Origin of the sequence: Spongorhabdus nitratireducens, assembly GCA_947387575.1 — a bacterium.
Classification (GTDB): domain Bacteria; phylum Pseudomonadota; class Gammaproteobacteria; order Pseudomonadales; family Endozoicomonadaceae; genus CANDOC01.
On record CANDOC010000002.1, the window covers coordinates 128,190 to 143,469 of the forward strand.

Annotated in this window: 12 protein-coding genes; 8 read left to right on the plus strand and 4 right to left on the minus strand. The window is 49.3% G+C overall.

What is annotated here, in order from left to right; translation table 11 throughout:
* Window positions 1–29: 29 nt before the first annotated feature.
* Window positions 30–2,936 carry a TMAO reductase system sensor histidine kinase/response regulator TorS gene (torS, locus tag ACYZZ0_RS05210; protein WP_461535532.1) on the minus strand — a complete coding sequence of 969 codons (2,907 nt, stop codon included), beginning with the start codon at window positions 2,934–2,936 and terminating at the stop codon, window positions 30–32.
* 103 nt (window positions 2,937–3,039) lie between these two features.
* On the opposite strand from torS, the gene torT reads away from it, so the two are divergent.
* Complete coding sequence (gene torT / locus ACYZZ0_RS05215; protein WP_461535533.1) at window positions 3,040–4,119, plus strand: TMAO reductase system periplasmic protein TorT; 1,080 nt, start codon at window positions 3,040–3,042, stop codon at window positions 4,117–4,119.
* Here the strand turns inward: torT and torR are convergent.
* Window positions 4,100–4,813, minus strand: a complete 714-nt coding sequence (gene torR / locus ACYZZ0_RS05220) for a two-component system response regulator TorR (RefSeq protein WP_461535534.1) — start codon at window positions 4,811–4,813, stop codon at window positions 4,100–4,102. The genes torT and torR overlap by 20 nt on opposite strands.
* A 423-nt stretch (window positions 4,814–5,236) precedes the next feature.
* Between torR and torC the strand changes: the two genes are divergently transcribed.
* From torC to ACYZZ0_RS05240, 4 genes are all read left to right on the plus strand, one after another.
* Window positions 5,237–6,397 carry a pentaheme c-type cytochrome TorC gene (torC, locus tag ACYZZ0_RS05225; RefSeq protein WP_461535535.1) on the plus strand — a complete coding sequence of 387 codons (1,161 nt, stop codon included), beginning with the start codon at window positions 5,237–5,239 and terminating at the stop codon, window positions 6,395–6,397.
* A 25-nt stretch (window positions 6,398–6,422) separates the two neighbouring features.
* The gene (torA, locus tag ACYZZ0_RS05230) at window positions 6,423–8,915 is read left to right on the plus strand and encodes a trimethylamine-N-oxide reductase TorA (protein ID WP_461535536.1); all 2,493 of its coding nucleotides are present in this window, start codon (window positions 6,423–6,425) and stop codon (window positions 8,913–8,915) included.
* Window positions 8,916–9,002: 87 nt separating this feature from the next.
* Entirely contained in the window at window positions 9,003–9,623 is a 621-nt protein-coding gene (gene torD / locus ACYZZ0_RS05235; protein WP_461535537.1) for a molecular chaperone TorD, read from the plus strand.
* Window positions 9,624–9,831: 208 nt separating this feature from the next.
* Window positions 9,832–11,205 (plus strand): KamA family radical SAM protein, encoded by a 1,374-nt coding sequence (locus ACYZZ0_RS05240; RefSeq protein ID WP_461535538.1) that lies wholly within the window; start codon window positions 9,832–9,834, stop codon window positions 11,203–11,205.
* A 64-nt stretch (window positions 11,206–11,269) separates the two neighbouring features.
* Here the strand turns inward: ACYZZ0_RS05240 and ACYZZ0_RS05245 are convergent, their stop codons facing one another.
* Window positions 11,270–12,412 (minus strand): acyl-CoA dehydrogenase family protein, encoded by a 1,143-nt coding sequence (locus ACYZZ0_RS05245; RefSeq protein WP_461535539.1) that lies wholly within the window; start codon window positions 12,410–12,412, stop codon window positions 11,270–11,272.
* 99 nt (window positions 12,413–12,511) lie between these two features.
* Window positions 12,512–13,234, minus strand: a complete 723-nt coding sequence (locus ACYZZ0_RS05250) for a hypothetical protein (RefSeq protein WP_461535540.1) — start codon at window positions 13,232–13,234, stop codon at window positions 12,512–12,514.
* 421 nt (window positions 13,235–13,655) lie between these two features.
* Here ACYZZ0_RS05250 and ACYZZ0_RS05255 point away from each other — a divergent pair, with 421 nt between their 5' ends.
* Genes ACYZZ0_RS05255 through ACYZZ0_RS05265 form a run of 3 tightly spaced genes read left to right on the plus strand, consistent with a single transcriptional unit; the run spans window position 13,656 to window position 15,194 of the window.
* Window positions 13,656–14,198, plus strand: coding sequence for a hypothetical protein (locus tag ACYZZ0_RS05255; protein WP_461535541.1), 543 nt, complete (start codon window positions 13,656–13,658; stop codon window positions 14,196–14,198).
* Window positions 14,191–14,511: a hypothetical protein gene (locus ACYZZ0_RS05260; protein WP_461535542.1), complete on the plus strand. Its 321-nt coding sequence runs from the start codon at window positions 14,191–14,193 to the stop codon at window positions 14,509–14,511. The genes ACYZZ0_RS05255 and ACYZZ0_RS05260 overlap by 8 nt, the downstream gene beginning before the upstream one ends.
* Before the next feature lie 5 nt (window positions 14,512–14,516).
* Window positions 14,517–15,194: a hypothetical protein gene (locus ACYZZ0_RS05265; RefSeq protein WP_461535543.1), complete on the plus strand. Its 678-nt coding sequence runs from the start codon at window positions 14,517–14,519 to the stop codon at window positions 15,192–15,194.
* Window positions 15,195–15,280: the final 86 nt, after the last annotated feature.

A 15,280-nucleotide genomic window follows, 5' to 3' on the forward strand; every position in this document is an offset into this window, starting at 1 on the left:
TACCTTTTGCAACGACAAAGACTCCGGCTTCAGGCCGGAGTCTTTAAACTGCTGGCAAATTTATCGATTGATAACACCGACTGTTCATATAACGCCTGCAGTTCCTGCTTTTGCTTATCTTGCAGTTGTTTTCCGCCTTTGACTTTCTGCTCTGCCAAAGCTGACTGTTTATGCAGCTTTTTCAGCCCCATACTTGCAGCTGCACCTTTCAAAGAGTGCGTCAGCGATAACTGCTGTTGATCATCGTCCGAAGAGATCAGTTGGGCCATTGTTTTGGCTGTCGAGTCCTTGAACAGAGTGATCATACGCAGTACTTCTTCCTGCCCAAGAATTTCAACATCTTCCTGTAACTGACCCGTATTAAGCAGCAGTTCACTATCATTAGACGAGATCTGTTCACTATTCTCGTCACCGACTCCAGCCACAGTTGTTACCTGCCACAACGCATTTTCGAGTTCATTAATTCTGAGCGGTTTACCCAGACAGGCATTCATACCTGCTTCCAGAAACAGGCTTTGATCTTCATTAAAAACATGGGCAGATACAGCAATCACGGGAGTGTTCTGTTCAGCCAACAATCTCAGTTCTTTTGTCAGCGTAACTCCATCAGTATCCGGCAAGCTGATATCCATTAGAATCAGATCCGGCGTCTGATTCAAAACAGCAGCCCTGGCCTCTGCCCCATCACTGGCTGATACAACTATTTGTCCCAGCTGCTTCAGATAGCCTTCTGCAACCATGCGGTTAACCGGGTTATCTTCTACCAGCAAGATTTTATAGGCAGGTAAAGAACGCGCTGGAAGTGACTGCTGCTGAACAGATTCACCTTCAGCCAATGTCAGTTTAAAGCTGAACTGACTACCCTTGCCGGGCTCACTTTTGACGCTCAGCGTTCCGCCAAGGCACTCAATCATTCGACGGGATATTGTCAGTCCCAAACCGGTACCTGGCTGACGAATATTTTGCTCTGCCTGGGTGAACGCTTCAAAGATGCGCTGGCAGTCATCGACAGCAATGCCTTTTCCGGTATCAGTAACACTGAAAAAATAGCTATTACTGTTCCCTTCTGCTCGAGTGACCTGAACCCGTACAAACCCATTGTCAGTAAACTTGATCGCGTTTCCGATCAGATTAAGCAAGATCTGACGTATTTTAACGGCATCACCATGTAACCACTGAGGAAGACCACTGCACTGATATTCCAGTGCTAACCCTTTTTTAGCAGCACGGGCTTCCATCAACTGAACCAGCCCGGAAACCAGATAATCCGGACTAAAATTAACCGGCTTTAATTCCAGACATCCGGCTTCTATTTTCGAGAAGTCGAGAATATCGTTAAGAATATCGAGCAGCAGCTCGCCAGAGTCGCCAATAACATTAACGTAATGCCTCTGTTGGTTATCCAGTCGGGTTTCCCGGAGCAGCTCAAGGGTGCCCAGAACTCCGTTCATCGGTGTTCTGATCTCGTGACTCATATGGGATAAGAAGCGGGTTTTAGCCTGGTTTGCCTTTTCTGCCTGTTCCCGTGCCATACGATGCTGACGGGCTTCTTCCATCAGGCTCAGGTTGGCATCACGTAACTGACCGGTTTGTTTCGCTACCTGTTGCTCCAGATTATCCCGATGCTCCTTCAGGGTTTGTTGATACTGCTGCTGCTCCGCTTCCAGTTGGCGACGTGCCAGACTGTTTTGCCTGAAAACCTCAATGGCTTTTGCCATATCACCCAGTTCATCGGATCCGGAATAGTCAGTTCGTGCATCCAGATCACCTGCAGCCAGTCGCTCCATGACCCGGGTCTGCCCAACCAGCGGTTTGATCAGGCTGCCATAAATGACTTTCCAGATAATCAGAACCATCAGCAGCAGTGCCAGCGACGTCATCAAAACAGCCCAGCGCTGTCCGCGCTCCAGATTGATACGCAGGTCTGAACCCGCCTCCTCAAGTTTTAGCTCTGATTGCTCAACAACTTGATCAACCAGCTCATTCAACTCGGCAAACAGAAATACGTTGCCATTGGTCAACTGGCTGATTTCTGCTCGCACCATCACCAGTTGATTCAGGTCTTTGAGAATGGGCAACCCTTGCTCAAGTAAACCAACCTGCTGCTTCATTTTCTGTTGCCGGTCAGGGTCAGCAACACTTTCAAGTAAATGGGAGATACCTGATAAGGCTTGACTATATTGCCCGGCTAACTGTTCCAACTCTTTGGCAGAGCCTGGATTCTGCAGCAGAATGACAGTATATCTGAGCTGATGAGCCCTGAGTTCCAGCGATACCATCCGTTCGAACTGATCAATATCAACCTCAAGCAACCTGTCCAGCAATGTATAGATCTGTTCACGGCCGCTGTCGGAGGAAAGTGTTCCATATAGCCGGGTAATATTGGCTGTCACAACGGTATCAGCATTGGCAACCTGTGAGCGGGTCAAGCCAACGAGCGTTTCCGATGCCTGAGCCAACTGTTTCAACCGGGACTCTATTTTGCTCTCAAGCTCAATCCGGTCACCAACTTTTTCTCCAAGCACGGCCAGATTATTAATAATTTTATTGGCTGATATTCGTAACTGTTCAGGGTCATCAACACTGCCAGTCCTGCTACCCAGCTCCATCAACTGGTAGGCCATCGCCTTGGTTGAAACAGAGAGGTAACGCCCCTGAGCCTCCCATTCAGACACCGAAGAGGCGGTAGCAATTGCATGTCCGGCTGCAATAATCTTGGTAGAGAGATCAGACAGCCGTCTTGCAGCAACTAGATCGGGAACCGCACTGGCACTGATTTGCTGCTCCCGTAAGACCAGTTGGGCAAATCCCAACCAGGATATAACACCAAGACTTACGGTTAACCCCGACATAATCACAAAGCACAGCAGTAGCCGGGCACCAATACTTCTGCGCCTGAAAGAAAAGACAAAAGGACAAAAACGGGGATTATTCAAGGGTAATTATCAATTGCGGCAGTGATGACCGATGCCAATAATGCGCAGGGTATGACCGGAGTTCAATAGTGTAGAGTTCAGATGTGTGGAGGTCTAAAGTCTAATGTGTCGTTTTATCTCCACCAGCATGCTACTTGTTTTCCTTATAGCGCTGTTCCTGTTACATATGGGAAAGACAGAAGCGAACGACAGTTGGCAGATTATAGTTGCCGACACGCCATTCAATTATCAGCACGTTTATTCCTCTTCCCTGAAGCCATTGACCCGAGCTGACAAGCCCTGGCGTTTATGCACACTCTACCCTCATCTCAAGGATTCGTACTGGTTTAACCTCAACTACGGTATGGTCGATCAGGCCAGAAAACTGGGTATCAACCTAAAGGTGCTGGTTGCTGATGGTTATATCGACAGCTATAGCCAGCAGCAACAACTACAAGCCTGCATCCAGTGGCAAGCTGATGCTATTTTGCTGGGCTCGGTCGGATTCGATCTGGTTACCCGTGATGTCCAAAACATATCCGAAACCGTACCTGTCTTTGGTCTGGTTAATGACCTCAACCCTGAGGGCATAACCGGAAAAACCGGTGTTAACTGGTTTCAGATGGGATTTACCGTTGGACAATGGCTGGCGAAGAAACATCCCGCCAACACTCCCCCGGTTACAGTGGCCTGGTTATCTTCTCCACCAGGACGGGGTGGAAGCAGTATTACCGAGCGTGGCTTTAAAGCCGGTCTTAAAAACAGCTCGGTCAAAATAGCCACACGTGAATATGGCGATAACGACAAACCGGTCAAACGACAACTCATCCATAAAATTCTGAATGAAGTGCCGGATATAGATTATCTGGTAGGTGACGCCACCATGGCTGAAGTGGCCGTCAATGCCCTGCGGCAACATGACGTTGATTCACCCCGGGTAATATCAACCTATCTGACCCATGGCGTTTACCGCGGCCTGTTACGGGGCAAAATTGAGGTCAGTAGCGATGATCAACCCGTACTTCAGGGAAGGATGGCCATTGATCAGGCGATTCGCTATCTGGAACATCGCCCTTGGCTACAGGACTTTGGCCCGCAAATTCTGGCTCACCAGTCAGGTCCGATATCACCAGATCTACTGAAAAACTCACTGGCACCGCCAGATTACCGGCCGGTTTATAACGTTACAGTACCTGCTCGGTAAACAGATAACCTTCACCGTGAATGGTTTTGATCAGGGTTGGATTTTTAGCCGGATCACCCAGCTTGGAGCGAAGGCGGCGAATCAGGGTATCAATGGTTCTGTCACCCGAAGCCTGACTACGGTGGCTGATCATATTCATCAGTCGTTCCCGGCTTAACACCGTACCCGCATTAGTCATCAGCGCCAGCAGCAGATCATATTCAGCACTGGTCAGGGTTACAGACTCATCATTGCAGGAAAGATCACGCCGCCGGGTATCCAGCATCCAGTCACGGAATGTCAAAATCTGGTCATCTTTAATGCTTTCAGCCGACTCGGTTTCTTTTGCCAGAGAAATCCGCCAGAGCAGGTTCTTGGCTCTGACCAGTAATTCTCTTAGTTCGACCGGTTTAACGACATAATCATCAGCACCCATTTCCAGTCCAACGACTCGATCCACCATATCAGTACGACCAGTCACCAGAATAATGCCGACGGTTGACTGGCTTCGAAGCGTCCGGGTCAATGTCAGCCCATCTTCTCCGGGAAGGTTGATATCCAGCAGAACCAGATCAATTGATTCCTGCTCAAAAATCTCCCACAGCTGTTCACCGTTTTCAGCTTCGCTGACCTGATAGCCACCTTTGCGAAAATAACCTGCCAGCCGGGCCCGGGTGACCGGTTCATCTTCTACGACCAAAACATGATATTTCATGGAATCCCGTGACACCCGACTGTGAGTTCATAACAGAAAATAGGGGCTGTTGACGTTTGATCGTGAGTTCAGTGGTTCGTAAAGGGGGGTTCCGCAAGGCGAACTGTTGCAGCATGTAGTGGCGCTACATCAAAACAGTTCAACGCAGCCGGAATGCCCCTTTACGAACCACCCGAAGGGCTAAAGCCAGCGCTTCCATGCTCTCGTTGCAGCAGCTTGAAAGACAAGTGTATTCCGGCGCTACTGCGCCTCGGCACGAAAACGCTGGCTTTAGCTGAACACACGATCAAACGTCAACAGCCCCTATTCTATTCATATTTTTTCACATTTGAATACGCCCTGTTCACAGCCAATGGCAGAGTGGTTCACAACTTGAGAATAGAGTGCAGCTATCGAAAATTTTTAAACGCTGGCACTCACACAATGAAAAAACTCTGGGCATTTCTAACGACACCAACAGGTCGTTATTCCGTTATCACCCTGCTGTTGGTTGGCGCCATTGGCATGGCCTCCCTGATCTGGACTGGTCATAAAAGTCTGGAACTGACCGGCTCGGTCGAGTTTTGCACCAGCTGTCACACCATGGAACCGGTTTACAAGGAATACAAACAGTCCGTTCACTTTTCCAATGCCGCCGGCGTACAGGCCATCTGTTCCGACTGCCATATGCCACAGGACATGACCGGACAGATTCTACGCAAGATCGGTGCTTCCAACGATCTGTATCAGCATTTCGTCACCAAATCGATTGATACCCCGGAACAGTTTGAAGAGAAGCGTCTGCATCTGGCCAAGCGGGTCTGGGCACGGATGGAAGCCAATGACTCTTCCGGCTGCCGCAAGTGTCACAGCTATGAAGCCATGGACCACAGCAAGCAGTCCGTCGCCGCGGCCAAGCAGATGAAAGAAGCTGCAGCCACCAACCAGACCTGTGTTTCCTGCCATAAAGGTGTGGCACACCAACTGCCGGATATGAGCAGTGGTTACCGCAAGACCTGGGCGGCGCTGGAAAAGATGGGAGCCAAACCACCGTCTGAAGAACACCTGTTCTCCCTTACCGAAATCAAACTGTTTGCAGATGCCCGGAGCCAGCAGGAAGTAGGCAAGCTGCTGCCGGCTACCGAAGTTAAAGTACTCGAGCGTCAGGGTGACATGCTGAACGTAGACGTAACCGGCTGGCGTGACACCAGCGGCCGTGGTCGTGTGCTGACCGCTGAAGCCGGCAAGCGTATTTTCTCTGCCGCCCTGCGCACCAGTCAGGCTGAAAAGGTCAAAGTGCTGGATTCCACCAAGATTGAAGAAACCGGCAAAACCTGGGAGAAGGTCAGCACCAATGTCTGGATTCGCAATGAAAACCTGCTAACCGATGTCAACCCGATCTGGGATTACACCGAAGAACTCTACAAGAGCACCTGCACCCAGTGCCACGGCGCACCGGATATCAATCACTTCAGCTCTACCGAATGGATTGCCCAGCTGAAAGGCATGATGAGCTTTGCCGACCTGAGCAAACGCGAAGAACGCACCCTGCTGAAATATCTGCAGAATCACGGCTCTGACTCTGCCGCCGGCGGCGCTCACTAATTAAAAGCTGAAGGAGATTGCAATCATGAGCGTTATTAAAACTGTACAAGTTAGCCGCCGTCGTTTTCTGGGCGGCATGCTGAAAACCGCTGCTGCCGGAATGATCGGCCCGAGCCTGCTGGTCGGCAAGGCATCAGCTCACGATATGTGTGGCCCCTCTGAAAAGACCAACGCAACTCACTGGGGTGCCTTTCGTGCCCGGGTTGAAAATGGTGAGCTGACAACCGTTAAGCCTTTTGAACAGGATATTTTCCCCAGCGATATGTTGATGGGCATTCGCGATGACCTGTACTCTACTGCCCGTATCCGCTACCCGATGGTGCGACTGGACTGGCTGAAGAACCGTGAAAAGAGTGACACGACTCAGCGTGGCAATAACCGCTTTGTCCGCGTCAGCTGGGATCAGGCGCTGGACTTCTTCTATGAAGAGCTGGAAAGAGTACAGAAAACACACGGCCCATCCGGTTTATATGCAGGTCACACTGGCTGGAAGGCCAACGGCGTTTATCACAACTGTATTGCTGCGATGCAGCGGGCTATTGGGCTGCACGGCACCTTCGTGAAAAAGGTGGGGGATTACTCTACCGGTGCTGCTCAGGTGATTCTGCCGAGAGTTGTTGGCTCTACAGAAGTGTACAGCCAGCAAACATCCTGGCCGTTGGTGATGAAGCATTCCAACACTATCGTGTTCTGGGGCTCTGATCCGATTAAAAACCTTCAGGCTGGCTGGAGTACACCGGATCATGATGTCTATGGTTACTATCATGAACTGAAGAAAAAGATTGCTGACGGCAGTATTCGTGCAATCAGTATCGACCCGGTTGTTTCTGAAACTCAGGCTTTCCTTGGATGTGAGCAGCTTGCGATTAACCCACAAACTGATGTTCCTCTGATGCTGGGTATGGCGCATACCCTTTACAGTGAAGACTTGCATGACAAGGCTTTCCTGCAGGACTACACCGCCGGATTTGAGAAATTTCTGCCTTATCTGACCGGCGAATCAGACGGTCAGCCAAAAACTGCTGAATGGGCCAGCAAGATCTGTGGTATTCCGGCTGCAACGATCAAAGAGCTGGCACGTACCTTTACCAACGGTCGTACCCAGTTTATCGGTGGCTGGTGTGTGCAGCGGATGCACCACGGCGAACAGTGGGCCTGGATGCTGGTTGTACTGTCATCAATGATTGGTCAGATCGGCCTGCCCGGTGGCGGATTCGGGTTTGGCTGGCACTACAACGGCGCCGGTGTGCCAACCCGCAAGGCATCCAAGGTACCCGGATTTACCGGCAGCGCACCCAATGGCAAGCCCAAGTACAACGGTGACTTTGGCAAATATTCCCAGACTATTCCTGTAGCCCGCTTTGTGGACTCCATGCTGGAACCAGGCAAAGTCATTGATTTCAATGGTCGTAAAACCACCCTGCCAGCAATCAAGGTGGCTATCTTTACCGGCTGTAACCCGTTCCACCACCAGCAGGATCGTAACAAGATGATTCGTGGCTGGCAGAATCTGGAAACAGCCATTGCAATCGACCATCACTGGACCGCGACCTGTCGCTTTGCCGATATTGTACTGCCGGCGACAACACCTTATGAACGCAATGATATTGACGGTTTCGGCAACCATTCCCGCAAGGGCATTATTGCCATGCACAAGCTGGTAGAGCCGCTGTTTGAAGCCCGCAACGATATCGATATTTTTGCTGACCTGTGCAAACGCTTCGGTCAGGAACAAACCTTTACCGAAGGCCGTGATGAAATGGCATGGCTGGAGCACCTGTACAATCAGGCTCATCGCAGTGCCAAACTACGCAAGATCAAGATGCCATCCTTCGACGAGTTCTGGAACGGTACCGGCTATGTGGAGTTTGATAAAGCCACTGAAAACCTGTGGGTACGTCACTCCGAATTCCGTCAAGAACCGGAGCTCGAAGCGCTGGGCACACCCACCGGCCTGATCGAGATTTATTCCGAATCCATTGCCAAACTGGGATACGAAGACTGCCCGGCACATCCGATGTGGATGGAACCATTTGAACGCTCCCACGGTGGTAACGGTTCGGACAAGTTCCCGCTGCACCTGCAGTCCTGCCATCCGAAAGACCGGGTTCACTCCCAGTTGAATGCAGCCAAAGGCCTGCGTGAAACTTATGAAGTTGCGGGTCGGGAGCCAATTTATATCAGCCCTGAAGATGCCAAAAAGCGTGGCATAAAGGATGGGGATGTGGTTCGGGTCTTTAACGACCGCGGACAGATACTGGCCGGCGCTAAAATCAGTAAACGATTCAGGTCCGGTATCGTCCGTATCTTTGAAGGCGCCTGGTATAACCCTGCGGAAGGCGGCAAGATCGGCAGTCTGTGTAAAAACGGGGATCCCAATGTGCTGACTCGGGATATGGCCAGTTCCAAACTGGCCCAGGCAACCAGTGCTCACACCACCATTGTGGATATCGAGAAATACACTGGCCCGGCCCTGAAAGTCACAGCCTTTGATGGGCCGACTGAAGTCAGCGCCTGATAGCTTAACCTGTTAAGCCGGAGCTCAGGCAACACAAGAGCTCCGGCATTCTAAGCTTTTGCCAAACATCACCAGAGTTAAAATATTATGCCAGATGCAACCTCTGAAAACCGGGCTCAGGTTTACTGGTGGCTTTCCAGCCTGATTGCCAGTGAACTGGATGATGCCCAACTGGCTCATCTGTTCAGTGATGAAATGGATCTCTTTATCTCTGCACTGGGAGAAGAGCCTGAACTGGAGACTGTCTGCGAACAGTTCAGGCAAGCTGTTACGGCACTGAAACAGCGGCAGGATTTTCGTCTCGAGCTGGCGGCTGACTATGCCCACCTTTTCCTGGGTACAGCCAAAAACGGCGCCCTGCCTTATCCGTCAGTTTATGCTTCGGACAAGCGATTACTCATGCAGGAACCACATCACCAGATGTTGAAGCTGCTCAATGAGAATGACTTTGCACGCGCAGAAGGCTTTAAGGAACCCGCAGACCATCTGGCTATTATTCTTGATCTGATGGGTAACCTGGCACTTAAAGAAAACGTCATAGCGTATCAGCAGAGTGTGTTGCAAAGCCTGCTATTAAACTGGCTACCAGAGTGGCAACAGGATGTTTACCAGCATGATGCCTTTGGTTTCTATGCCGCTGTTGCGGCACTGGTTACCCGCTTTTGCGAAGCCGATTTAACCTGCCTGCAAACACCAGAAGGCAACTGATATCTGTTAAGTTCAACACGTATCTACCGAGCAATACGCTATAAAACTCACCGCAGTCGATGACCTGATTGCGGATGAAACGAATTGTTGCGACCTGTTCATATCCCTACACTCGCTGCCAAATACAATCTTCTTCTATCAGACCCCTGACAACTCATCATGTTGCTGCCAGGGGCGTCTGCCTTCGCACTGAATTCAAGGAGCCTCGATGCACGGTACCAACGACTCTGTTCATCTGATCGCATCCACCGACGAGCGCCGTCCCTACAAGGTTTACACCGAGCGCAATCTGGACAGCATTTCCCAGTTTCTGGCCCTGCCGGAAGAAATGCAGTTTGATATTCGCGTAGTTGCCAGCGTGCTGCCGTTTCGCGTTAATGAATATGTGATCAACGAACTGATCGACTGGAACTGTGTGCCGAACGATCCGGTTTTCCGCCTGATGTTTCCCCAGAAGGGCATGCTGCAGCCGGAACAGTTTGAAACCATGGCCGAGCTACACCGCAACGGCTCTTCTGCCGAGCAGATCAAGGAAGCTGCACGCAAGATTCAGCACTCCATGAATCCGCACCCTGCCGGCCAGCTGGCACTGAACCGCCCGATGGTTGATGGCAAAATCGTAACCGGTATGCAGCACAAGTACCGTGAAACCGCGCTGTACTTCCCGAGTCAGGGTCAGACCTGTCATAGTTACTGTACTTTCTGCTTCCGCTGGGCCCAGTTTATCGGTGACGACGAGCTGAAGATGGCAGCGACTGAAGCTTCCACCATGCACGCTTACCTGAAGCAGCACCCGGAAGTAACTGACGTACTGTTCACCGGCGGTGACCCGCTGGTAATGAAAACCCGCCTGCTGAAAGAATATCTGGAGCCGCTACTGGCACCGGAATTCGACCATATTCGCAATATCCGCATCGGTTCCAAGACCCTGACCTTCTGGCCATACCGCTTCGTAACCGACGACGATGCAGCCGAACTGCTGGAACTGTTTAGCAAGATCACAGCGTCCGGCAAGCAGCTGGCGTTTATGGCGCACTTTGACCATTACCAGGAACTGAAAACCGATATCTGCAAGGAAGCGGTCAAGCGCATTCGTGCCACCGGTGCCATGATCCGCGCCCAGGCGCCGCTGACCCGCCATATCAATAACGATCCTGATGTATGGGTGAAGAACTGGCAGACCCAGCTGTCTCTGGGCATCGTGCCTTACTACTTCTTTGTTGCCCGTGATACCGGTGCCAAGCACTACTTCGAGATTCCGCTGGCTGAAGCCTATGAAATTTACCAGCAGGCAATCACCCGCATGTCCGGTCTTGGTCGTACGGTTCGTGGTCCGTCCATGAGCGCCGGCCCGGGTAAAGTGGAAATCACAGGTATCGCTGAAATCAACGGTGAGAAAGTGTTCTGCCTGCGCTTCCTGCAGGGCCGTAACCCTGACTGGTGCTACCGTCCATTCTTTGCCAAGTACGATGAAAAGGCTACCTGGCTGGATGACCTGAAGCCGGCATTCGGTGAAGAGAAGTTCTTCTACGAAGATGAGTATCAGGAAATGTTCCGGGTTGCTGCAACCAACGCGGCCTGATCATTATTTTATCCGGTACCGATTGATTCGGTACCGGATAAACAACACTAGATTAATACTTTTGTTAGAAGCCCAGCTGCTTCGAGATTATCTCATTCATAATCTCCCGGGTTCCGCCACCAATCGACAGTATCCTGTTGTCACGATATAACCGCTCCACCAGCGATTCACGCATATAACCCATACCACCAAATAACTGTACCGCCTCATACGTCAACTTATCACTGACATCTGTGGCAAAGTTCTTGGCCATGGACACTTCTTTAATTACTGACTCACCATTATCCATTTTGGCAGCAACGCGATAGGTGAACTCTTTACTGGCCTCCAGCTGTGTCGCCATATCCGCCAGCTTGTGTCGGGTCACCTGAAAACCCGACAGTGGTTTGCCAAATGCTTTACGGTCCTGAACATATTCCAGGCAGGCTTCCAGCGCCAGCTGAGATGTGCCGTTTGCCATCAGCGCCAACGACAGGCGCTCATTCTGGAAGTTATTCATAATCGCTACAAAGCCCTGATTCTCAACCCCAATCAGATTCTCAACCGGCACCATGCAGTCCTGAAATGAAAGTTCTGCAGTATCAGAAGCCCACCAGCCCATTTTTTTCAGTTTCTTTGAAACAGTAAAACCGGGCGTGTCTTTCTCGATCATTAGCAGACTGACACCACCATAACCTTTATCTCCGGTACGCACGGCTACAGTGTAAAAGTCAGCCCGGCAACCGCTGGTTATAAAGGTTTTAGCACCGTTAACCCGGTAAAAATCACCTTCTTTGACAGCTCGTGTCTGAATACCCGCAACATCAGAGCCTGCATTAGGCTCGGTAATTGCCAGCGCTGCTATTTTTTCACCCCGAAGGACCGCAGGCACAACACGCTGTTTTAATTCATCACTACCAAAATGAACGATCGGCGGCAGCGCTATATCCAGAGAGCCCAGACCTGCAGTAAGTCCACCCGAACCGGCACGCATAATCTCTTCAGTGAAAACCAGCTTCTGGAAAATATCGCCTTCACTGCCTCCCAGCGCTTCTGGATAACCAATACCCAACAAGCCTGCTGCACCGGCTTTCAGGTAAAGCTCCCGGGGGAAAGACTCGGCCTCTTCCCAGTCATCAATATGAGGAAGCACTTCACGCTCCACAAAACGACTGACGGTATCGCGTAACAAACGATGGGTTTCGCCAAAGTAACTCAGTTTGCTCATACCGCTCCCTTTCTTTTTATTATTAAACCACTGCATTTTATTTCAGGGACTGAAAGCGAACCTATTACCGAAACTGTCTACCCAATAGACAAAAGCAATCTAATAGATACAGCCAGACACGCGCATCAACTCAATTTTACCCGTATCGCTTTCCGGCATGATGCCTTGAAAGTATTCATATCTCAGCAGGTCTGCCAGCTCGATATGCATATTCAAATTAAGGTGTGACATTATCGTGCTGTGGATACGGGCTGGCGCCTGTTCATATAGAGGGTTGTTCTGCATAAATGCGTCCAGTCGCTCTTCTTCAGACTGGAAAGCAGGCAACCCCCGCCTGTTCGCTTCCATCCCTACAGCTCCCCAGCGTAAAGTGACATTTCTGAAAACCATCAGAAATATTTTGCCTCCAGACAGCGTCAGATCGAGAGAGACAGGAAAATCGCGAGTATTCAGCCAGTCATGGTATTTGAGCGCTTCTCCGGTCTGACGGAAAGACAGTCCAATGGATTCAGGTGCATTCTTTAGCAACGGCACCAGCGAGCGAAACAGGCCAATATATTCACCACTGCGCTTCAAAAATTTTCGCTTGCGACGGAACAGTGCCATAGCATCATGCTGCAGGCATTGCTCTGTCACCATATTGACCGGCTTGATCCGGTTCCGGTACCAAGAGAGGCAACCCAGCCAGCCGTCATTCATGCTTTCTGTTTTATCCCTGAGTTCAAACAGCACTTCAACCAATGGATTTCCCAGAACAAGAAAATCCTGCGTGGGTGTTTCTGCATTTAGTTTGCACTGCTGTAAAAACATTTCCAGTTTCATGAAAGAAGCCACAGCGACTGTTTAGGCAGGTAATGACTCCGGAAATAGATATTAAAGCAGCATCTATACTTTGCCGCGCTGTTTCAAAATCCACTGGGAGTTTCCATGCCAGATTATTGCAGTTATCTGGTCGTCCCTCCACTAGCGGCTAATGCCAGAGTTAATGACCACTAGCAAAGTGATACTATATCAACAATCAATGTGGAAATTTTACTCAGGTATTGGTGAGATGAAATAAATAACGTCCAACAATCCTCTTTCCCAAATTAACTTATCAAACCCTATTTATTGTTCTTGCGCAGATAGGACAAATCTACACGGACTGGCTCTGGGAGAGACATCCGATGCAAATAAAAATTGAAAATAATTTTAAAAATGCCAGAATCTGCAGCCAATTTAGTCAGGAATAGGATCGTCTGGGATGACAGATAAGAACTGGATTGGCCTACAGTGGTGGAGAATTGCTAACTTCAGGTTAGTAGGAGTTCAAAAATTACCTTTATGGCATGCTCTCGCCTACTCAATAGTAGCTATCTTAACTTGGTCCTCTATCTCTTTTGTGTTTGCATTACCAAAGCTACAGGCAAAAGAATTTGGTGATTCTCTTGCACTAGGGTTTGTTTTTACATTTTATGGCTTTATTTTCTTTACCTATAGTTGCCTGAAGGACAGCTATCAGGTAATCAAAGCCAATAATTTAGCCAGATATCCTATAGTGTGGCTAGGATGTTGGTCGATTATCGGGCTGAAGCTGTTTTTGTTTATTATTATTCCGTTAATCATTATTACCGCTTTATCAAGCAAACTGTTTCCTTACAATCATGAAGATATTGTATTCATTTCAAATTGTATTCTTCTATTTGGAATACACATATCATACACATCAATAGAACAAACTTTTTCCATAAAAAAAACTGAGGATATTATCAATCAACAAGCTGAAGGGGTAGCTGATAATGCGTAATTTGGTATTTTTTGTTTCGATATCTCTCTTTTGTGCAAATGCGTTGGCTGAGCTGTCTGTTGCCGATTTGCGCCATGCATGCAACCAACTTGTAGAACAGGAAAAATCCTGGCTTGGAAATTTAACAACATCAAAAGAAGAAGCCTTTTTGGCTGGACGTTGTGAAGGTGCAATCAAGGCGGTGGTTGAAGACAGCAGTGGGTGCTACCTCTCAAAAGGCCAGCTTATAAAAGCAGCAATTCGAGTCACTCAATCCAGCTATTCACGCTCAGTGCCAGACCATATTAGGGCTAAACTCGGTTGCAGGGATTAGCAATAATGGGAAAAGTGAAAAAATACAGCGCAACCAGGCTGGTAGCGGATGCATTGAAGGTTGATGAGAAGCTAATTCCTGAATCACTCAGAAACCGCATAAACACGTACAAAAACAACAAAACAATACCTCAAGCAATGTTTGAGGTTACGCAAGGGCATCACTACAACAGTGTGGAGTATAAAACTGGAAACCTGACCTATATTCGAAACCTGGTTATCCTCGACACATTGTTTGACAATAGCCAGCATGTCAAAAAAATAATGCTGAACAGCCTTGAAAGCTGTGACAGAAAAAAACTGCTTGATGATCTTCTGGCTGAGATCGATGCCAGGAGGAATATCCTGAATGCCATGGGCAGTCAGTTGGGGGAAATTAAATCTGTATTGATGCAGGATAACATTGATTTGGCAACGCAAGAGCTGCCAGACCCTTTCAGCCGGGGGCATTCAGTATCCACCCTATTGATATCCCAAATCCAGAAGCAGCCTTCTGAACAGGTAAGCCTTTATGATAGGGTTCTGGAACAGGTTCTTTGTGAACAGTACGACATTGCAGATGAGCTTCTTGCGGAGCTGCCGGTCAAAGAAGTCGCCAGCCCACAGTTTTTGTCCCTCAAAAAATATGTCTCATCCAGGGTCGAGGCAGCGAAAGCCTACCATTCTTTTTTGAAAAATTTGTAGGGTTTGCCTTTTTTGTGGACTCCACAAACGCATACTGAACCTGTCTGCCGGTGAACACTGGCAAGCAAGCTGGCAGACAGGCAAGC

Bases quoted from the DNA above. Each gene is read 5' to 3' on its own strand.
- torT (WP_461535533.1), top strand. From the start codon at position 3,040: ATGTGTCGTTTTATCTCCACCAGCATGCTACTTGTTTTCCTTATAGCG.
- torR (WP_461535534.1), bottom strand. From the start codon at position 4,813: ATGAAATATCATGTTTTGGTCGTAGAAGATGAACCGGTCACCCGGGCC.
- torC (WP_461535535.1), top strand. From the start codon at position 5,237: ATGAAAAAACTCTGGGCATTTCTAACGACACCAACAGGTCGTTATTCC.
- torA (WP_461535536.1), top strand. From the start codon at position 6,423: ATGAGCGTTATTAAAACTGTACAAGTTAGCCGCCGTCGTTTTCTGGGC.
- torD (WP_461535537.1), top strand. From the start codon at position 9,003: ATGCCAGATGCAACCTCTGAAAACCGGGCTCAGGTTTACTGGTGGCTT.
- ACYZZ0_RS05240 (WP_461535538.1), top strand. From the start codon at position 9,832: ATGCACGGTACCAACGACTCTGTTCATCTGATCGCATCCACCGACGAG.
- ACYZZ0_RS05245 (WP_461535539.1), bottom strand. From the start codon at position 12,412: ATGAGCAAACTGAGTTACTTTGGCGAAACCCATCGTTTGTTACGCGAT.
- ACYZZ0_RS05250 (WP_461535540.1), bottom strand. From the start codon at position 13,234: ATGAAACTGGAAATGTTTTTACAGCAGTGCAAACTAAATGCAGAAACA.
- ACYZZ0_RS05255 (WP_461535541.1), top strand. From the start codon at position 13,656: ATGACAGATAAGAACTGGATTGGCCTACAGTGGTGGAGAATTGCTAAC.
- ACYZZ0_RS05260 (WP_461535542.1), top strand. From the start codon at position 14,191: ATGCGTAATTTGGTATTTTTTGTTTCGATATCTCTCTTTTGTGCAAAT.
- ACYZZ0_RS05265 (WP_461535543.1), top strand. From the start codon at position 14,517: ATGGGAAAAGTGAAAAAATACAGCGCAACCAGGCTGGTAGCGGATGCA.